This is a genomic window from Nocardia sp. NPDC055321 (assembly GCF_053645575.1).
In genome coordinates, this window is record NZ_JBSHMS010000017.1 from 152,698 (window position 1) to 171,600 (window position 18,903).

The window sequence follows — 18,903 nt, forward strand, 5'->3', positions numbered from 1 at the left end:
CGGTGGTGACGCGACCGTGTGTGGCCGCCGGTCGGCGCTGACCACGAACTCGTCGGTGCAATCCCCGTGCGGCATCGGGTTCTTCACCCCGGGCCGGCACCTATCCGTCACCCTGCGGTGCCACGATCGCACCGGGCGGATTCGATGGATGGCATGGATGAGTCCTGTCCGGCTCATCGGTAGAACTGCGAATCGGTTGGAAGGCCGCATCTGTGTGCCTTTGTGGCGAAGGGGAGTGATGCGGTAGGCGGTATCGGTCGCGACCGTTCCGATTCTCGCGTGGCCTCAGCGGTGGGTGGAGTGACTGCGGTCGTCAGGGACGTGGTGGTGGGACCGTGTGGGCGGGATCAGCCCGGCCACTGGTGAACTCGGGTTTGGGGGACGATCGCGGGGGCCTGGGTCGCGGGGCTCTGGGGGCGGGGAGCGGTGTAGGTGGGGACCACCTGTTGGACGGGTGGGGCGGGGGCTATGTAGGGCTCGGTCTCGGCCGGGGGCGGAGCCTCGACGGGTGGGGCGGTCGTGGTTTCCGGCGGTGGGGGCGGGGTGGTTGTCGGCGCGGTGGTCGTCGTGATCGGCGCGGTAGTGGTTGTGGTGGAAGGCGCTGTGGTGGCGGGGGATTCGGAGCCGCTGCGTATGGCCAGTGTTATGCCGATCGTGGCGGTGATCGCGGTGAGTAGGACGCCGGAGGCGATGACGGCTCGGCGCTTCGGACGAGCGGGCGCCGGAGAGTCGATGATCTCGGCAGCGGATGGTGCGGGGAGTAAGCGACGATCATCGGAATTCGGTTGTGCGGCGGGCAAATCGGGGGCGTCGGCCGCCGGCTGATCGACGCGCGGGTTCGCGGGCTTGCCGAGGTCTACCGGCATGGGGACAGGAGGCACGCGAGGTGCGGGGGAGCCGATGACGGTGGGGATCGCCGCCTCGTCGCGGAATGCGCTGTCTTCGAGGGGGTTCCTGTCGCCACGGACGGCGGCGGCCGCCCCGGCAGCGGCGGCTCCATCTGTGTCGGCGGCGCGGGATGCGCTGTCCTCGAGAGGGTTGCTGTCGCCATGGACGGCGGCGGCCGCCCCGGCAGTGGAGGCTCGATCTGTGTCGGCGGCGCGGGATGCGTCGGTCGCTCGGGGCGCGTCATCGGCCCGAGCGCCTCCCGTGTCGCGCGGTTCGGCTGTCCGCCGTTCGAATTCCGTTGTCGCGGAGGAAGAGTGCGCGGGAGTCTCGGGCGCGACCGGTGATCGAGAATGCGCAGCGCGTTCGGTGGGTGCCAGGGGCGGGAGGGCGCGAGCGGCGGCCTCGGCCAGCGCGGTGCAGGTGGGGTAGCGGGAATCGGGGGACTTGGCCAGGGCGGTGGCGATCACCGCGTCGAGGTCGGCGGGCAGGTCAGGGCGTACCTCGCGGGGGGAGGGCGGGGTTGCGGTCAGGTGGGCGCCGATGACGGCGGCCTGATCCTCGCGGGCGAAGGGCTGGCGGCCGGTCAGGAGCTGGAAGAGGGTGCAGCCCAGGGAATAGATGTCGGCGCGGTGGTCGGCGGGGGTGTCGCCGAAGCGCTCGGGGGCGGCGTAGGCGAAGGTGGCGGCGATACCGGAGAGGGTGACGGTGTCGTCCAGGGTGCGGGCGATCCCGAAGTCGGTCAGGACCGCGCGTTCGCCGTGCCTGCGGTTGTGCTCGATGAGCAGGTTCGCCGGCTTCACGTCGCGATGCAGGACGCCGCGCGCGTGCGCGTAGTCCAGGGCGTGGGCGGCGTCGGTGATCAGCCGGACCGCGCGGGCGGGGGCCAGGCCGTGCGGGTGGCGCTCGAGCAGCGCGGCCGCGTCACCGCCGTCGATGTGGCGCATCGCCAGCCACAGCGCCGGGTCGTCGAGTTCGCTGCGGTCGTACACCGGGACGATGTTGGGGTGGTCGAGCCCGGCCGCCAGATTGGCCTCGCGGGTGAACGCCGAGCGCGCCTTGGCGTCCGCGGTGAAGGTGGTGGCCAGCACCTTGAGCGCGACCTGCCGTTCCAGGCGCGGATGCTCGGCCAGGTACACCGCGCCCATTCCGCCCGCCCCGAGCAAGCGCTCGATGGTGAACCCGGCGAAGACCGCCCCCGGTGCCAAACTCACTGCATCCTCCCCGCACACACCCGCGGGCCGCGCCCGAATCGGCGTCGCGGCCCGCTGAGAATGTAGCGCAGTCGACCGGATGGCCGGTACGACACGGGAATCCGAGCCGCCGGCCCGGCTCGGGTCAGAGGAAGCGGAATCCGGCGCCCGCCCCGCCGCGCTGGTCGATGTCGCCGAGGATGAAGTCGATGCCCGTCGCCACGTCGGGTTCGTGAATCGGGTTGAGCGGGTTCGAACACGAGGGCAGTCGAATGACCAGGCCGCCCAGGTGGATCGCCTGGCCGGAGATGATCATGCCCACCAGCCGGTCGCCGACCAGCACGGGCGCTCCGGAGTCGCCGTAGTCCGCGCAGACGTGGCTGCTGAACCCGCCGCCGAGGTCCTCCCAGACCGGCCCGCAGGTGAAGCCGGTGGTGCGCCCGTTCTTGCACACCCAGGACAGCGGTCCGGGCGGCGCGCCGACGCCGTTGATCACGCTCTGGGTGACCTGGCGGACCGGCACGACACGTGCGGCGTCGAATTCGATGATCGCCCAGTCCCAGTAGTGGTCCACCTCGACGAATTGGCCGATGATCCCGGTGCCGGGCGAGGCCTCGGACCAGACCGGCATGCCGGGGTTTCCGCAGTGCCCGGCGGTGATGCCGACCAGGCGATCGGCGTTGTCGTAGCCGATGGCGGTCAGGGTGCACAAGCCGACCACGCCGGGGTCTCCGGTGCCGATGGCAATGCCCGAACCACCGCCCATCGGGGCGGGCCCGTTCGCGGCGGCGCTGCCGGGCAGCAGTGCGGCGAGCGTGAAGAGCGTTGCGGCGGAGAGGGATCCGGCGCTGGTGCACATCCTTGCCAAAGACAACATGCCGAACCTCCCGGGTGTGGATACCACTGAGGCCATTCGTGTGTGTCGGATGGGACGCGTACTCGCGAAGAACGCCCGCCAGGCGGACCCGTGAAGCTGTGCCCGGACAAACATACCGGTCGGTTCAGTTTAAGCAAGTGAGCGCTGCGTCGAATTCGACGGGTGCTCGGCGCGCTCGCCCAGCCTGGGTGGCTCGGTGGCCCGAACCGGCCCCGACCTGGGATGTGTGGAGCGGGCTCGGCGGTTCCCGGCCCGAGCGCTCACTCGCGCAGCGCATCCTCGCGCAGGCGGTTCAGGGTCCGGGTCAGCATGCGGGACACGTGCATCTGGGATACGCCGAGGTCGTCGGCGATCTGGGTCTGGGTCTTGCATTCGAAGAAGCGCATGGTCAGCAGCCTGCGCTCGCGATCGGGCAGTTCGGCCAGCAGCGGGCGCACCGCCAGGCGCTGTTCGATGAGCTCGTAGTCGGGTTCGACGCCGCCGAGCGTCTCGGCCCGGGGGAGCGGGGCGTTGTCGCTGTCGTCGCCGGTCATCGTGGTGTCCAGCGACGACGCCTGGTAGGCGTTGGAGGCGATGAGCGCCTGGGTCACCTCGAGTAGATCGATGTCGAGCTCCTCGGCGATCTCACGGGCCCTGGGCATGCGGCCCAGGCGCTGCGCCAGGAGTTCGATCGTGGAGCCGAGCTGGACCTGAATTTCCTTGGTGCGACGGGGAACTCGTACCGCCCAGGTGTAGTCGCGAAAGTGCCTGCGCACCTCGCCCATGATGGTCGGCACGGCGAAGGACAGGAACGGCGAGCCGCGCGCGACCTCGAAGCGGTCGACCGCGCGGACCAGGCCGAGACGGGCGACCTGCAGCAGGTCGTCGAAGGTCTCCCCGCGGCCGGCGAAGCGGCGCGCGATGTGCTCGGCCAGCGGCAGGCAGCGTTCGATTATGTGCTCGCGCAGGACATTACGGTCGGTGTCGCCGGCCTGCTCGAGTTCTGCGAACGCGGCCTCGATGTCGTCGTAGCTGTTGACTCGCGTCACCTCAGACCTCCAGCGCGGCGGGCAGGTTGGGGTAGGAGTTGAGCAGGCCGCGCGCGCCGGTGAGGCGCAGGACGCGGTCGACCTCGCGCCGGCCGACAACCGTGCGCAGATCCACGCCGTTCGCCACGGCCTCGGTCGCGGCGCAGATGAGCACCGCCGCGTTGCCGATGCTCAGGAACCGGGTGTTGCGCAGGTCGAGGACCACGATGGCGGCGGCCGCGCGCAGCGCGTCGGTCAGGGTCCGGCGGAATTCGGGGAGCACGAGGGCGTCCAGTTCGCCCTCGATGCGGATGATGGCGTGCACGTGCGGGGAGTCGTCGTGCGCCCGGGACGCGAGGCGGGGCGACGGCAGGTCGACCTCGATACGCCCCGGCAGAGCTGCGGTTGCGGACACGGCGAAACCTCCCGTGAGGGGGTGTCCATCCGCGTCGATCCACCATGTCGGCAACTCACCGCGGTCGGGCGGTGCGCTGTCCGGCTGTCGAGAGGTGGACTGATCTCGCCGGACGCGGCACGGACCAGGATCGGCTGTATTCTCAACCTCCTCTGGGGTTACCCCTCCCCGCGCGTGGCCAAACCGTTGCCTGCGAGGTGTGCGAATTTCGGCCGGGTTTCGGATCGGCCGCCGCTGGCAACAAAGGGGGTGGGGAGAACACTTCCGAAGGAGATCCCGCGATGAGCGCACGTTTTTCGGACACTGCCACCGATACGAGACAGCAGCCCGCCGAGGCCCTCCTGGACACCTGCAACGGCCCCGGCCTCGCCCTGCTACTCGTCGGCATCATCGCCCTCGGATCGACCTTGACCGCCGCCGCCTCCGGTTCCCCCGGTTGGCTCGCCCTCGGTGCCGCCACCAGCCTCGTGTGTCTCGCCGCCGGCCTCGTGGTCGTGGTGGCCGAGGTGCGCCACGCTCGTGCGTCGTACGATGATGCGCTCGAGCTGCTGGAGGTGCACGGATAGGCGCGTTGCTCCAGCCGGGATTGCCGGGCTGCCGCCGCGATAGCCGGCCGAACGGGTCGAGGGGTTGCCGCCCGGTGGAGATATCGCGCCGCCGGTCGCGGCGGTGCCCGGCTGCCGATGGTCGATAGCCGGTTCGCCGTTGGGGCGCGCCTTGGCCTGCAACAGCTTTCGGCGAGGACGCGACCATCTGGTAAGCCGACGACCTAGCGATACCCGCTCGCCAGCGCGCCCTGCTCAGCCCTGCACAGTCGGGACGACGATCAGTTCGGCGATGTTGACGCGGGCCGGGGCGGCCAGGGAGTAGGAGATGGCGTTCGCGATGTCCTCGGAGGTCAGGATCTCGAAGCCGGTGCGCCACTGCTCGAGCTGGGCGAGCTGGGTCTCGTCGCGCATGCCGGCGCCGAGTTCGGTGCCGACGAAGCCGGGTTCGATGGTGCGTACCCGGACCCCGCGCGGACCGTACTCGGCGCGCAGGTTGCGGGTCAGGTGGGCGACCGCGGCCTTGGTGGCGGTGTAGACGGCGTAGTTGGGGAAGACCTGGTGCCCGCCGATCGAGCCGACGTGGACCAGGTCCGCGGCCCCGCCGGCCCCGGCCACGGCGAGCAGGTCGTTGATGAAAGCCCTTCCGGTGTAGAGCAATCCGTTTATGTTGGTGCCGACCATCTCGTCCCACTCGCCGGTGTGCGCCGACTCGTACGGCGCGGCGAGCATGACCCCCGCGTTGGCGACGACGGCGTCGACCGGCCCGAGCGCGGCCCGGACCGAGGCCGCCGCGTCCAGCACCGACTGCCGGTCACTGACGTCGGCGTGGACCGCGACGGCCCCCGCCCCGAGTTCCCCCGCCAGCTCGTCGAGCCGCTCCTTACGCCGCCCCAGCAGCGCGACCCGCGCGCCGTCGGCGACCAGGCGCCGCGCAGTGGCGGCGCCGATTCCGCTGGTGGCTCCGGTGATCACCGCGGTACGTCCTGCAAGTGTGTTCGTCATGGGAACAACGTTCGTGCAGGTCGGTGGCCCGTGCCAGGTCGCGGAGTTCCTGGTAGTGCCAGGGCTACCCAGGGGCTTGCGGGCGGTTTCGGTGTGGGTTGGTGCTCGAACGTGCAGCGTCGGGCTGGGCGGTCACGGCGTTGTGTGCCGCCGCAAGTCGACCGCTCGACGAATCTCGTGGGCGACCAGCTTTGACAGCGGTTCGTGTGAGTCCAGGCTCAGGTGTAATCCGTCTCGGCCTGGTCGCGCCGCGGTTACCGCGTCGATGAACAGCGCACCACGCCGCTCGGCGACAGTGCGAATCGCCGCGCCGAGTTCGCGGGATTTCAGTACGGAGTCAGCATTGAATTCCGAAGTGCTCTCGACGAATTCGGGCGCGTCGGCGTCGAGATGGATTGGGCTGACCAAGATGGTCGTCGGTACTCTGCCCGTGCGTGTCCACGCTGCCTGGCCGATGTCGTCGATGTATCCGTGCAACGCGGTGGCCGTGTCCTCCGGACTCCGGTCGAACCTGACCTTGAGGTCGTTCGTCCCCAGCATGATGACGACGATGTCCAATGGTGAATGGCTGCGCAGGCAGGGGTGGAAGTAGTTCCGGCCATTGCGATCCCAACGTTCCGGGTCGTCCAGATCGGTGGTTCGCCCGCCCAACCCTTCCTCGATAACCGAGAATTCGATGCCCAGTTCGGTCTGCAACAGCCCCGTCCAACGAACGTCAGCCGGCCATCTGCCACTTCCTTCCGACCGTTGACCGAAGGTATTGGAATCTCCGAAGCACAAGACTGTTCGGGCGGATGGATTGACGATCATCAAGACCATTCTCCCGTGCGTCCGGCGGCTCAGGTGTGACCGCATGTGCTCGGCGGGGTTCAGAGCGCCTGCCAGGTCCAGGGTTTCGGGACCAGCCGCGCAGGAGGCGATGCGATGCTCCGTCGTTGTCGTGGGTCGGCCCCGGAAGCATCACCCCAGTGTGTGAACGAGGACGTCCAGGCGTGGGGCCTCGGGCCACCGAGGGCGGAGCGTGCCCACGCGAGACCAGCCCCATGTGCGGTATTTGGCGTAGGCACGCGAGTTGTCCGGTTCGACAAGCAATGTCGCGCGTTCCTCGTGTCGGCCGCCGAGGAGTTCGTCGTGCAGGGCTCGCGCAATCCCAAGATTTTGGTACTCGGCGCAGACCATCAGCTCGCTGAGAGCGAATGTGCGCCTTCCGGATTCGGCGACGAACCCCGCTCGGTCTGCAGTCGGATCGTCGAGTTCGAGATTGCCCCACCAGGCGGCGTCGGGTCGAAGCGGCCAGCCCCACGTCTGGCCGACCGGCTCGCCCTCGATTCGCGCGACAACCAGCTCGAACCGGGACCTTTGGGCCGGGTGCGTGTAGGCGTCGAACCGCGCCATGAATGCCTCGGGCTCGTCGAAAGTGCCGCCCGACGCGATGGCTTCTATGTACGACCGCCGGTAGATCTGTTCGACGACCGGCCGCAGTTCGTGTGCGTGGGCCTTGTCGTAGTGCTCGAAAATCACGCCGGTGGGATGGGCGGTCATGTCGTGATGGCCTTCGTCAGGAGGGTGTCGTATCTGTCGGAAAACTCGGCACCGAGCGCTTTTTCGCCAACGGATACACGAATGGGCTCGAGGTTTCGCAGCGTGCGAATCGAGGTGAGGCCGGTCAGCGTGTCGAGAACCGGCATGGCCTCGGTGACTGCCCCGCGAAGATCGCCGGCGCGTGCTCGGATGACAGCTCGCCAGGCTGCGATGTTGATGACGTTGCGGGGGAAGTGTTCCACGTCGGCCACCGAGTCGAACAGATCGATGGCCCGGTCGTACTCTTCGAATTCGGCACGGCCGCGCGCCTCGTGCGCGGCGATCTCGGCCGGGGTGACCGCCCACAACCAGCCCGGACACTCGTCGAGTGGTTCGAGATGCAACGCCTGATCCATCTCGCGCCAGGCGGTGGCGATGGCGCGCTCGAACGCCGAACGTTCACACAGCAGTCCGTATGCCTGCGCCTCTCGTACGGCGATGAGCGCGTGAATTCGGCCCGGCGGCGTGCCATGCATCAGGTCCCGAGCGCGGATCGCGAGTTTCAGAGCGACCTGCGGGCGGGCCTTGCCGCGTCGGGCGAGTCCCAGCAGCTGTCCGCCGCCGATCAGGCAGGTGCGCGCGATCAGGCCGGGGTCATCGGCCTCGCATCCCAGCGCCATGGCGTCGGCGTAGCAGCGGCGTGCGAGTGACTGGCGGTCGGCGTCGTACGCGAGCCATCCGGCCATGACTGCCAATTCCCCCGTGGCGATCGTGAATTCGTCACCGACCGCGGAACTGTAAACACCTACCTCACGCCAGTGTTTGGCCTTGGCCAGCTCAGCGATCGCGAAGTCCACCAATCGCCCACCGCCGGTGCGTTGGTCTTCCGATTCCAGCGCCACGGCCCCCTCACGCACGCGGCCCACATCGGTCATACCGATCTGGCCGGGGTTCGCCCCCGGCAACACGATCGCGGCACCTGCCAGCGCTGCCTTGCCGAAGTCTCGTCTTCTCACGTCGTCCTCGCCAACTTCCCAGGCGTACAGCCCGAGCTCGCTGTTGTCGAAATGTCCTTTGGCGGCAATACCTCTCGCGGAATGCCCATTGTCGTCCACATAGTTGCCCGCGCGAACCGATGCCCAGAACCGGGCTCGTTGCTCGGGCTCCGCGTCGGCGAGAACGTCGAACAGCCGACGGCGGTTGAACTCACGCAAATTCTGAGTCTGCCCGGTCAGCCAGTCTCGATGTGCGCGTGCGGTCACCCCGATCAGCCTGCAGAACTCGGCTTTGTTCATCCGTAGTGCCGTACGCAGGGCTTCGAGTTCACTTGGTGTCCAGTCGATATCGACCATGGGGGCTACTCCGGGTCGGTGGGACGGTGCAGGCGCGAAACTACCCCTATTCTTCCGCTTTCCTCTCTGGAAGTACGCAGATCAGTGCGCGCATGCTCGTTTCGGAAATCGGGTCGTTCTCGTTGGATTCGTGCTTCGGAATCAGCGCTAAGGGTGGACCGACCGGTTTCCGTCGGTGGATTCAGGTTGCTGCACCAGCGAAAGGCGGGGATATGAATCGACGGAGGAGGATCCGCGAGGTTTCCGGGGGTGTGTTCGAGTTCCGGTCCGGTGTAGACGATTTGGACGCTGGCGGCGGGGTGTATCTCGAGTTTCGCAACTTTTGCGCACTCGATGGGAGCAAGGAGGGAACTGCGATGGCCTACAAGCCAACGTGCCTGGGCTACTTACGGACCGACGTGTCCGGCCCGGCCCAATTGTGGGACCAGAGCCGAATTCGCAGGCTCGCTGAGCGCCTGGGCTACGACTTCGCCGACATGGTGGTCTACGACCCTCGGTTCGGGCGGCCACCCCTGGCGCGGTTGAAGGCGCAGGCGACGCGGTTGAACGCAGAGGCGGTCATCGTTCCCGGGCCGGAGCATTTCGAAGGTGCGGTTGTTCCGGGGTGTCTGGTGCGGCAGCTCGACGTGATCACCGTGCATCCGGAGGAGACCTACGCCCGGCGGATGACCTCGCTACTGACCGAGCTGCCGCGCGACCGTGTGGACGGTGCGTAACCGATTCCGCTCGAAGCCACTTCGATGCTCGGGATATGGAAAGGGGTGATGGATAGAGCGATTCAGACAACCCGATGGTGTTGCTCCACAACCCATCGCGCGACGAACCCTCGGCCCACCGCAACCGTGCCGGGGGTTCTTCACGTTGCGTAGCAGTGGGCACGATTGGCCGGCGGTGCGTTGGCACCCCGCCCGGCACGCAGTGTGGCCGCCGACCGCCGCGTGGTGGCCGCCCCGACGGCGCCGGAGTGGCCGCTCTCTGCCGCGCGCCGGCCGTCCAGCTGGGCGGCGGGAGTTCGAACGTGGACCCGGCACCACAACCTTCCTGGGAGTGACAGGGCCACCCAGCCTCGCCTCGAACGCCCTACGCTCGACTGATGAGCACCGACAACCAACTCGGGGAATTCCTGCGGGCGCGGCGGGCGCTGACCCGGCCGGAAGAATTCGGGCTGGCCGGGGGTGGACAGCGGCGGGTCGCGGGGTTGCGGCGGGAAGAGGTCGCGTTGCTGGCGGGGGTCAGTGCGGACTACTACGTGCGGCTCGAGCAGGGGCGGGACAAGCGTCCTTCCGAGCAGGTGCTCGAGGCTTTGGCTCGTGTCTTCGCGCTCGACGAGGAGGCTGCTGCGCATCTGCGGGGGCTGGCCCGGCCGGCCGCGCGGCGTCGGCGGGCGGCACGGCGGCCGGAGAAGGTCGCGGCCGGGCTGCTGCGGCTGATGGAGTCGTGGCCGCATACCCCGGCCGTCGTACTGGGCAGGCACTTGGACGTGCTGGCCGCCAACCCGCTCGCGGCCATCCTCAACGCGTGCTCGGTCCCGGGAGTCAACCAGGTTCGGATGGTGTTCCTGGATCCGCAGGCGCGGGAGGTGTACCCGGACTGGCCCGTCATCGCCGCCGACACCGTCGCGAGCCTGCGCGCGACCGCGGGGGACGACCTCGACGACCCCAGACTCGTCGAGCTGGTCGGGGAACTCTCGCTGCGCAGCGCGGACTTCCGCCGGCTCTGGGCGCGGCACGACGTGCGCGCCAAAGCCGGTGGGGTCAAGCGCTTTCGCAACCCGCTGGTCGGTGAGCTGACGCTCTCGTACGAGACCTTCACCGTCACCGGAGCGTCGGGGCAGATCCTCATCGCCTATCACGCCGAACCCGGCTCGGCGTCCGAACAGAACCTGCACCTGCTGAGCGCCATGGCCGGGACGGCGGCCGCGGCTCAGCCCAGTGCGGACGCGGTCGGGACGACGACGCCGTAGAGATCGCCGATCGTCGCCAGCGCGGACGCGTGCAGCTGCTCGGCGGACACCGCGCCGACCGCCGAGGACAGCGGGCGGGTAGCACAGGCGTCGGCCACCACCGTGGGCTCATTGCCGCGCAGGAACGCGCCCTCGGTGGTGAATGTGACGCACATGTGGGTCATGAAACCGGCCACCACCACCCGCTTGTTGCCGGCGGCGTCGACCCGGTCGGCGAGACCGGTGCCGACGAAGGCGTTGGGTGCGGTCTTGATCACCACGGGCTCGCCCTCGACGGGTACGACGCGGGGATGGATCTGCCCGATCTCGGCGGTGATGTCGTACGGGGTGCCGACGCCGCCGTCGTTGACCACGTGGATGATCGCCGCACCGGCCGCGCGAGCCCGGGCCAAGAGGTCTGCGGCGGCGTCCAGGGCCGCTTCCCAGCCGGTCAGCTCCATGACGCCTTGGGTGTAGGTGTTCTGGTAGTCGATCAGGATCAGCGTCGAATCGGCCAGCGCCGCCGGGGTCGAGTCGAAGCCGTTGAGGTCGCGCAGGGTGGTGCTCTGCCGGGTCATTTCTTCAATATCCTTCTGCCGCAGTGGGTTTCGCTATCGCACTCCGCATCGAGGGGCGACGTGTTCCACGCTAGGCCGGATTCGGTGTGTCGGGAATGTCGGGTAACCTGCAGAATCGGACATCCCCTGATCGCTGGAAAGGTCACCCGTGGAGCGCTTGATCGTCGTCGTGCTGTTCGACCGCGTCGACCTGCTCGACGTCACCGGGCCGCCGGAGGTCTTCGCACTGCTGCAGCGGGAGATGGACGAACCCACCGGCTATCACGTGGTGCTGGCCGCCGAGACCATGGATCCGGTCACCACCTCGGCCGGGGTGCGCGTCCTGCCGGACGTGACCTTCGACGAGCTGACCGGGCGCGCCATCGACACGCTGCTGATACCCGGCGCGGTCGAGATCGATGAACGCCGCCGCGTCCGAGCGGTCAGCGACCCCGCCGTGGTGGACCGCGTCCGCGCGCTGTCCGGCGCGGCCCGGCGCGTGGCCTCGGTCTGCGTGGGCGCGCACATCCTGGCCGACGCCGGCCTGCTCGACGGCAAACGCGCCACCACACACTGGTCGACCGCGCAACAGCTCGCCGCCGACCACCCGGCGATCGAGGTGGACGCCGATCCCATCTTCATCCGCGACGGGAACGTCTGGACCGGCGCCGGCCTCACCGCCTGCCTGGACCTGGCGCTCGCGCTGGTGGCCGACGACTTCGGTGACGCCCCCGCTCTGCGGGTCGCCCGCCAGCTGGTGATGTACCTCAAGCGCCCCAGCGGCCAGAGCCAGTTCAGTGTGTCCCTGGAACCCATATCGACCACCCGCCGCGTGGACGCGTTGCGGCACTACATCACTCGCAACATCGCGTCCCCGCTCACGGTCACCGACCTGGCAGCCGAGGCCCACATGAGCGAACGTCAGCTCAACCGGATCTTCAAGTCCGAGCTGGGCATGTCCCCGGCCGCCTACATCGAGTCCGCCCGCGTGGAAGTGGCTCGCAACCAGCTGGAAACGACCGACGCGACCCTGGATCGGATAGCCACCCGCTCGGGCTTCAATACGACCGACACCCTGACCCGGGCTTTCCGCCGGACCCTCGACGTCACCCCGACCGAGTACCGAAATCGCTTCCGCATCAACTGAACCTGTTGCGAGACCGTACGCCTGGCTGCTTCAGCAGTGAAATTGGTTCGCCGACAACGGTTCCTGATCCGCCAACCGATGGGGCGGGGTACTCGTTCTCCGCCCGGGAATCCTCGAGCAGGTCCGCGAGGGTGATCGCTTCGGGCAGCGTCCAACTCGTCGCCTCGGTGGCCAGCAGCTGTTCCCATGAGGGTGCTTCGGCGGAAGCGCGGGCGGCGGTATCGGCACGAACCTGCAGAGCGAGTTTGCCGATCCGCAGCAACACGGGAATATTGAGATGCCGAACGGCTAGGGCGCTTTCGCCAGAGACCGCCGCCGCCGCAGTTTTCGACAGGCTGATCGCCCCGGCCGCCGAGTGAGCCGCGAGCATCAGTTCAGCGTGTTTGGCAGTTCTGGAGGACATCAGGCGGACCGTGTCATCGATGCAGTACGCATCGAGATGCGAGTGAGTCCGAATGATCAACTCAGTCGCGAGCATCCCCAGCCCGGGCGTCAGGATTCCGGAGCGAAGGTTGAGTCCTTGGCCGTAGTTGGCACCGGAGTATGCGTCGTGAGCGAATGTTCGCACGGCCTTGCTGGGCATTTCGTAAAGGAGCGTCCAGCCCGGCATCGGAAGGCTCATCTTGGTCACGAAATCCGCTGCCCAGTGCTTGAGTAGAAGGGCGAGGGCTACTTCCCACTCGGAGTTCTGCTTGAACGGTTGGCCCGACGGTGTAGTCGTCGCCCTGATCACTACCCGCTGTCCGTTGTCCCACGATGTGCCCTCGAAGGTTCCGGTTCGGACCTGCGCGAGGGCGGTAAAGAAGCGGCCGACGTCATGACCAGCGGATCGGACGCGGTGCGTGGGACCACCGAACTTTGGACCACTGTGATCGATGGGAAGTCGTGCGGTGTCTTTCTCCCAATCCGCGAGGAGTTTGGTCTTTTTCAACAGGGCCAATCCACCAAGGACCGCAGCGTCTACCTTCTCGTCGAAGAGGTTTCCGAGTGCACCCATGAGTCCAGCAATGCCCACGATGATCAGGTCGCCATGGTTCCAGGGAATCCGTTGCGCCGCTCGCCATGCGTCGAGCTGTGCCAGTGCGATCGGATCCAGCAGATCGGCCATCTCGACCGGCTCCCACCCCTCGGCCGCGCGACGATCCCGGTGGTGGTCGGTCAGGCCGGCGTAGGTGAGTTCCCCCGGGGTGCTCGCGATACGCTCGCGCACAGCAAGATCGCCCGGCGAATCCGACAGCGCAGCCGCGGCAAGCTTTTCGATGTCGTCCAGATCGCGGGTGAGCGCGTCCAGATTGCCGATGTAGTCGTCGTCGATGGGTGAGGTCCGGTCGTCGGAGTTCACGCGGCGCTCTCGAGATCATCGGCCAGATGGGAGACACCTTGGGCGAGCGTCTCGACGGTCTTCTTCTCTCCCTCCAGCTCCTCGAGTTCCGCGAGCAGCGCCTGCAGCTCATCATCCGCCGGGCCGGTGACTCTTTCCTTTAGCCGGTCGGCGACGGCGCGGAAGCGGGCGACGCGATCCTCGGCGGCCACCCGAGCCTCTCGCTCGGCGTCCACCTCCGCCTGCTTGACCTCCACCTGCGCACGCAGTGCGTCGATGCGTTCGGCGAGCGTGACGACGGTCTTGCCGAGATTGGTGACGCGTTCGCGGAGGCTGACGATGACGGCCTTGGCCGCCTCCTCGTTTCCGTCGATGTCGCGCAGTACGAGTTGGGTCACCACGTGCAGCCGGACTGCGTCCGCCGCGATGCGGGACGCGGTGAGCCCGGAAGCCTTGCCCGCGACGGTCAGCGTCCCTATGCCCAGCGCGCCACCGACGCCGGTGATGATGGCTGTGCCACCCGCCATGCCGAGACCACCGGCGGCGAGGGAACCGCCGCCGATCGCGGCGAGGCCGGCGGACGTCGCGGCGGCTCCCGAATAGCCCAGTACCGCCGCGCCGTAGGCGGTCGCGATCGCTGGTGCTGCCAAGCCTCCGGTGAGGAGACCGAGGCCGAGCCCCGCCCCGGCCAGCAGCGCGTACTTGCTCCAGTTACCGGTGGTCGACAGCTTCTTGATCGCGTCCTTGTACGCGGTCTCCACACCCTGTAGATCCTCGGGATGCAGCGGCCCCATCGATTGATGCGCGGCGGTGAGTATTTCGGCACGGACGGCCTTCTCCCATTTGCCCTCTTCCCACGGCTCGAAGCCGTACAGGTCGATGAGCAGGAGCAGTGCTCGGGATCGTCTCGTCAACACCGAGAAGATCTCCGGCCCAGCGGATTCGAGCGCTTCGAGATCGGGGGTTTCTCCTGCCGCGGTGATCTGGTCGACCACCGTCGCGATGACAGGCGCCCAGACCTCGCGGTCCCGCGCCACGATGGCCGCAACCGCTTGGTCTCGGAAGCTGTTGCGAGTGTTGCGCTTGGACGGGAGGTTCTTGCCTTTCGACGCGGCGATGTCGCGCTGCATCAACCGGTATTGCCACACCGTGAGAAGAAAGGCCTCATCGGGGGAGAGTTCGAGCTTTTGTTGCACGTGCACCGCGTCCATGTGCTCGACATTAGCCATCGGACCCGCGATAAAGCGACGGTTCGGGCGAAGGCTGGCACGCCCTGTCAGGACATGATCACCAGGGGTTGGGTTTCGGTTGCGGGGCATAGGGATTCGACGAACGCGGTCAGGCGGATCCGGGAGTCCGCCAGGGCGCAGGTGAAGCTGCGGCGGCCGTCGGCGGCCTCGCGGTCGGTGGTCGTCTCGGTCATGTTCAGGGCCTGTGCCCACTGCAGGAGGTGGGAAGTCGCCTCGATGCTGGGCAGGTCGGGGTCGATGGTGCCGCAGAACTCGGCCTCGGGTGAGGTGTCGGCGGGGGTCGCGGTCAGGCGGGCGCAGCACTCCCACATCCAGGTCACCTGCGGCAGGGGTTTCCCGGCGGCCGCGACCGCATAGGAATTGACCGTCCGAGAGACGGTTTCGATCGCGGCCATCGTCAGCGAATCGGTCACAGGCGACAGGGTGCCACCCCTGGTCAGCGGATCAGCGGAACCTGCGCGGTGCGCGTGTCGGGGTGGGGGAGCGCGGTGTGGGCGGGGCCGCTATCGTGCATCCACGATCCCGCGCGGGCTCACCGCGCCCGCCTCGGCCCGGTGGTCACGCGGCGGCGGTACGACCGGCGCGGATCGTAGGGTCAGTGTTGTTGCGGGAGCGTGGCTTTGGCGTGTCGCCTGAGTCGGCGCACCGGGCCATCGGGCTAATCTGAGCGTAACGAGATGAAAGGGATGCACGGTGACTTCTTCGAATTCGCAGCGCCGCGTGGTGCGGGCGCCCGCGGACTGGGTGCCCGACGCCGGACTGGTGGCGGCGGCCCTGGAGAATCCCAGCGGCATGGTCGCCGCGATCGACCGTGAGTACGTCGACGATCCCGACGGGTACGTCCCGGCGGAGGCGGTCAAGGGCTGCTGGCTGGTCGATGAGAACGGCGCTCTGACAGGCGAGTTCGAGGAGAACCCGAACCACGGCGCGCCCGCCGACGATTTCTCCAGGCTCGCGAGCGACGACACCTTCATCGGCCGCCTCGGCTTCGATCCCGAGGAGATGATCCGGGAGCAGATCACCGCGATGCTCGTCGAGCAGGTCCCCGGCACCATCGTCGAATGGATCAAGGTCACCGACGACCCCCGCCAGCTGACCGCCGGAATCCATGGCGCCGAGAACCGCTTCACCGTGACCCGGGTCGGCATCGCCATCCCGGTCGCGTTCGCCGCCGTGAGCCCGAGCGCGCGCCGCGAAATCCTCTGGGGCGTACTGACCTACGCTCAGACCGGCATGAACGATCCGGCGACGAACCGGCGCCGCATGTGGCTGGATCTGCGGGAGACCCTGGACTGGGCCGAGGAACAGTTGCAGCCCCGGCTGTTCGAGGAGCCGGGCAGCCGGAACTGACCTCGACCCCGGACGCGCTCGGCCGGCGTGAGAATTCTTCGCGAGGGCGGGGTTTCGTCGAGCGCGTCCTGTGTCGACCGCTGTGCACGGTCACCGTCCGCTTGCGTGAGCAGGATCCCTGTCATCCCGCCCGGTGAGCGAAAGACAACCAGCGTTTCGGGCGACCCGTTGGACGATGATCGTGACGAGTTCCAGATGGATCGAGCGAGGCTACGACTCGAGCACACCCACCATCCGTGCATGCCGCATGGTGCGCTGGCCGGAGCGGTTGGCGCAGGTGGGGCGAAGATCAACGAGCTGAGCCGATTTGAGCTTGTGGACATCCGCTGCCGCCGAGTTGCGGATAGCCGAGCTTTAGACTGCACAGAGTGGAAAGAGAGCTTAAATACCTCCTCGGCATGATGAGCCCCGAGGTCTTCTACGAGTGGTCAGAGCTTGCGCGGGAACAGGTGCGCGACCCCTTCCCGCGATTTCGAGAGCTCAACCCTGACTTTCCCACGAAAGTCCAGGCGCAGTTCGCAGCTCTGCTGACATCGCGAAGCATGACCACGTCGGACTACGCCACCCTCACCGATGTGGAATTCGACGACAACGACCGGCTATATGAGTTCCTCGACAGGACATACCACTACATCTTCGACGACCACGGGCTGGATGATCCGCCGTACCCGATCATCGACGAATAGAACTCAACGAGACAGGTTACTAACCCGCGCTCATGCCGCGGTACCACGCTGACCTACCGGTGCGACGCGGCGTTCTCGGAGATTCGGCCCGTAGGCGCCCTCGCGGCTCACACCATCAACGCTCGAGCTTCCGCATAGCCTGGGAACCGCTCACACAGGGCAGCGTCGAATGCTGTTGCACGGTCAAAGGAATCGACGGCACTGAATTGACCGCCCTCCAGATACCAGCCCATGAGCCCGCCCGCCTCGGTCACACGCCCGTCGAGCACGCACAAGATCACTGTCGCGCGCAGCCGCTTGGCATGCGGGCTCGGATTCGGCCGATTTACCAAGTTCGGTCTCGGGTGCCTGGCCAGCGGGATCAGCTTGTCCAGGCTGTCCCGTTGGGAGAACCACTCACTCACCGGTCCATCGAGGCACCGCATGATCCACGCGGCCGCCGCAGCGATATGGGCCATCTCATGCAATCCGTACGCATCGATTCTTGAGCCACTTTGCAAACCGAACGCACTGACATGCCGCATGCCGTGCTGACCTAACCGGCCGGCGCAGGGGAGATCAACAGGTTAGGTGCCGAACGCACCGTATATCGCCGAGTAACGTGCGGTCGGGCAGACGGTTCGACGACCAGTAGGAGCTTACGATGCCTCCGTGGAGGAAGAGCTTGAAGATGTCCTCGGGTCGATGCACCCGGAGAGACTGTACGACTGGTCGGAAGGTTGGCGTAACCAGCTTTCGCACCAGGTTTTCCTGGAGCTGAATCCCGACTTCCCGGCGAAGGCTAGAGCGCAGTTCTCCGATCTTCTGCGGGCACGATGGATGACCGCGAGGGACTATGGTTTTCTGACCAGCGTGTGGTTCGAGGACGATGCCACTATGTACGAGTTCCTCGACAGGTCCTACCGGTACATCTTCGAGGGCGAGGATTTCGACGATCCTCCGTTTCCACCCACTGTTTAGGCAGTCTGGTACCGCCGCAACGTGCGAATTACGTCCGCTCATGGCGCCATGCGCGGCCGTTGGTAGAACGCACGAACTCGGCCTGTGCTTCGATGTCGGTGTGGATCAGCTTGACCTGGATGCGTTGCTACGAGAGCACATTCCGCCGCGACTGCACGCTGACTACCACAGGGCGGTTCGGAGGGCGATTCTCCTGCGGAAGGCCCGGGACGGCGACGAGGTGGTCGGCTGGCTCGGCGGTGTGCCTCTGTTGTCCGCAGGCCAGGAATGGCCCAGCGACGAAGGGTACTTCCTCGAACATGTCGCGACCATTGATCTGGCCAAGTTGCCGACTATCGATCTGAACCTGCCCACCACGGGTACGATCGCGATTTTCCACGACGGCGAGAGCGGCATGCTCCGGCACGTTCCCGCTGAGGAGAACTCGTATGAGGCCACGCCTCCGCAGTCCCTCATCGACGACAAGGGGTTGTACGAGCGCGTTCCACTGGCCTACAGCGTGGTTCCGACCTTGCCCACGGCATACGAGATGCCGTTGCCAGAGTTGGATTTCCGCGACGAGTGTTATGACGAACAACTCTTCGAAGCGGTCGAAAGGTTCGACGAGGCGTGGCGGGCGGGGGACCAGCCGCTGCATCAGATCGGTGGCTGGGCAAGCGAAATTCAGGGCCGTAACGACCGTGGTGTGCTCCCCGGTAGCGAGGCCGAGCAGCACTTCTATGCCGACCGTGACAAGCCTTGCGGGCCGCTCCTCCTAATACAGATCGATAGCGAATATACGAACGACATGGTATTCGCAGATTGCGGGAAGCTGTATTGCTTCATTGACCCGGATGACCTCGCTGTCGGCGATCTCGAAGCCGCACAAGTGTATTCGGAGAGCCATTGAT

21 protein-coding genes are annotated in these 18,903 nt (G+C 67.2%); 8 read left to right on the forward strand and 13 right to left on the reverse strand.

Annotation, left to right across the window (positions count from 1 at the left end):
- Positions 1-347: 347 nt before the first annotated feature.
- From ACWIGI_RS26810 to ACWIGI_RS26825, 4 genes are all read right to left on the reverse strand, one after another.
- Positions 348-2,099 (reverse strand): serine/threonine-protein kinase, encoded by a 1,752-nt coding sequence (locus tag ACWIGI_RS26810; RefSeq protein ID WP_454205240.1) that lies wholly within the window; start codon positions 2,097-2,099, stop codon positions 348-350.
- Positions 2,100-2,223: 124 nt separating this feature from the next.
- The gene (locus ACWIGI_RS26815; protein WP_454205241.1) at positions 2,224-2,955 is read right to left on the reverse strand and encodes a S1 family peptidase; all 732 of its coding nucleotides are present in this window, start codon (positions 2,953-2,955) and stop codon (positions 2,224-2,226) included.
- A gap of 260 nt (positions 2,956-3,215) precedes the next feature.
- Positions 3,216-3,983: an RNA polymerase sigma factor SigF gene (locus ACWIGI_RS26820; RefSeq protein ID WP_454205242.1), complete on the reverse strand. Its 768-nt coding sequence runs from the start codon at positions 3,981-3,983 to the stop codon at positions 3,216-3,218.
- 1 nt (position 3,984) lies between these two features.
- Positions 3,985-4,377 (reverse strand): STAS domain-containing protein, encoded by a 393-nt coding sequence (locus ACWIGI_RS26825; RefSeq protein WP_454205243.1) that lies wholly within the window; start codon positions 4,375-4,377, stop codon positions 3,985-3,987.
- Positions 4,378-4,658: 281 nt separating this feature from the next.
- Between ACWIGI_RS26825 and ACWIGI_RS26830 the strand changes: the two genes are divergently transcribed.
- Positions 4,659-4,943, forward strand: a complete 285-nt coding sequence (locus ACWIGI_RS26830) for a hypothetical protein (RefSeq protein ID WP_454205244.1) — start codon at positions 4,659-4,661, stop codon at positions 4,941-4,943.
- Positions 4,944-5,177: 234 nt separating this feature from the next.
- Here ACWIGI_RS26830 and ACWIGI_RS26835 read toward each other — a convergent pair whose 3' ends face one another.
- The 4 genes from ACWIGI_RS26835 to ACWIGI_RS26850 form a co-directional block, all read right to left on the reverse strand.
- Positions 5,178-5,927, reverse strand: coding sequence for an SDR family oxidoreductase (locus ACWIGI_RS26835; RefSeq protein WP_454205245.1), 750 nt, complete (start codon positions 5,925-5,927; stop codon positions 5,178-5,180).
- Between the two features lie 132 nt (positions 5,928-6,059).
- Positions 6,060-6,782 (reverse strand): GDSL-type esterase/lipase family protein, encoded by a 723-nt coding sequence (locus ACWIGI_RS26840; RefSeq protein ID WP_454205246.1) that lies wholly within the window; start codon positions 6,780-6,782, stop codon positions 6,060-6,062.
- Positions 6,783-6,887: 105 nt separating this feature from the next.
- Positions 6,888-7,469 (reverse strand): GNAT family N-acetyltransferase, encoded by a 582-nt coding sequence (locus tag ACWIGI_RS26845; RefSeq protein WP_454205247.1) that lies wholly within the window; start codon positions 7,467-7,469, stop codon positions 6,888-6,890.
- Positions 7,466-8,800 carry a helix-turn-helix domain-containing protein gene (locus ACWIGI_RS26850; RefSeq protein ID WP_454205248.1) on the reverse strand — a complete coding sequence of 445 codons (1,335 nt, stop codon included), beginning with the start codon at positions 8,798-8,800 and terminating at the stop codon, positions 7,466-7,468. The genes ACWIGI_RS26845 and ACWIGI_RS26850 overlap by 4 nt, the downstream gene beginning before the upstream one ends.
- Positions 8,801-9,156: 356 nt before the next feature.
- Here ACWIGI_RS26850 and ACWIGI_RS26855 point away from each other — a divergent pair, with 356 nt between their 5' ends.
- Entirely contained in the window at positions 9,157-9,516 is a 360-nt protein-coding gene (locus tag ACWIGI_RS26855) for a hypothetical protein (RefSeq protein WP_454205249.1), read from the forward strand.
- 377 nt (positions 9,517-9,893) lie between these two features.
- Complete coding sequence (locus ACWIGI_RS26860) at positions 9,894-10,763, forward strand: helix-turn-helix transcriptional regulator (protein ID WP_454205250.1); 870 nt, start codon at positions 9,894-9,896, stop codon at positions 10,761-10,763.
- Here the strand turns inward: ACWIGI_RS26860 and ACWIGI_RS26865 are convergent.
- Complete coding sequence (locus ACWIGI_RS26865; protein ID WP_454205251.1) at positions 10,724-11,320, reverse strand: isochorismatase family protein; 597 nt, start codon at positions 11,318-11,320, stop codon at positions 10,724-10,726. The two genes, ACWIGI_RS26860 and ACWIGI_RS26865, sit on opposite strands and share 40 nt — an antisense overlap.
- A gap of 148 nt (positions 11,321-11,468) precedes the next feature.
- Between ACWIGI_RS26865 and ACWIGI_RS26870 the strand changes: the two genes are divergently transcribed.
- A complete protein-coding gene (locus ACWIGI_RS26870; RefSeq protein ID WP_454205252.1) occupies positions 11,469-12,446 on the forward strand; it encodes a GlxA family transcriptional regulator in 978 nt (325 codons plus the stop codon).
- On the opposite strand, the gene ACWIGI_RS26875 is transcribed toward ACWIGI_RS26870, so the two are convergent.
- The 3 genes from ACWIGI_RS26875 to ACWIGI_RS26885 all read right to left on the reverse strand — a co-directional run bounded on the left by ACWIGI_RS26875 (position 12,439) and on the right by ACWIGI_RS26885 (position 15,430).
- Positions 12,439-13,788 (reverse strand): hypothetical protein, encoded by a 1,350-nt coding sequence (locus tag ACWIGI_RS26875; RefSeq protein WP_454205253.1) that lies wholly within the window; start codon positions 13,786-13,788, stop codon positions 12,439-12,441. The two genes, ACWIGI_RS26870 and ACWIGI_RS26875, sit on opposite strands and share 8 nt — an antisense overlap.
- Positions 13,785-14,978, reverse strand: coding sequence for a hypothetical protein (locus ACWIGI_RS26880; RefSeq protein WP_454205254.1), 1,194 nt, complete (start codon positions 14,976-14,978; stop codon positions 13,785-13,787). Before ACWIGI_RS26880 ends, ACWIGI_RS26875 begins: the two co-directional genes overlap by 4 nt.
- A gap of 65 nt (positions 14,979-15,043) precedes the next feature.
- A complete protein-coding gene (locus ACWIGI_RS26885; protein WP_454205255.1) occupies positions 15,044-15,430 on the reverse strand; it encodes a hypothetical protein in 387 nt (128 codons plus the stop codon).
- A 280-nt stretch (positions 15,431-15,710) separates the two neighbouring features.
- On the opposite strand from ACWIGI_RS26885, the gene ACWIGI_RS26890 reads away from it, so the two are divergent.
- Positions 15,711-16,367 carry a hypothetical protein gene (locus ACWIGI_RS26890; protein ID WP_454205256.1) on the forward strand — a complete coding sequence of 219 codons (657 nt, stop codon included), beginning with the start codon at positions 15,711-15,713 and terminating at the stop codon, positions 16,365-16,367.
- Positions 16,368-16,735: 368 nt separating this feature from the next.
- On the forward strand, positions 16,736-17,053 hold the full coding sequence (locus tag ACWIGI_RS26895) for a hypothetical protein (RefSeq protein ID WP_454205257.1): 318 nt from the start codon (positions 16,736-16,738) through the stop codon (positions 17,051-17,053).
- Between the two features lie 107 nt (positions 17,054-17,160).
- Here ACWIGI_RS26895 and ACWIGI_RS26900 read toward each other — a convergent pair whose 3' ends face one another.
- Complete coding sequence (locus ACWIGI_RS26900; RefSeq protein ID WP_454205258.1) at positions 17,161-17,577, reverse strand: hypothetical protein; 417 nt, start codon at positions 17,575-17,577, stop codon at positions 17,161-17,163.
- Between the two features lie 127 nt (positions 17,578-17,704).
- Between ACWIGI_RS26900 and ACWIGI_RS26905 the strand changes: the two genes are divergently transcribed.
- Both ACWIGI_RS26905 and ACWIGI_RS26910 read left to right on the forward strand, forming a co-directional pair.
- Complete coding sequence (locus ACWIGI_RS26905; protein WP_454205259.1) at positions 17,705-18,013, forward strand: hypothetical protein; 309 nt, start codon at positions 17,705-17,707, stop codon at positions 18,011-18,013.
- Positions 18,014-18,113: 100 nt separating this feature from the next.
- On the forward strand, positions 18,114-18,902 hold the full coding sequence (locus ACWIGI_RS26910; protein ID WP_454205260.1) for a DUF1963 domain-containing protein: 789 nt from the start codon (positions 18,114-18,116) through the stop codon (positions 18,900-18,902).
- Position 18,903 lies beyond the last annotated feature (1 nt).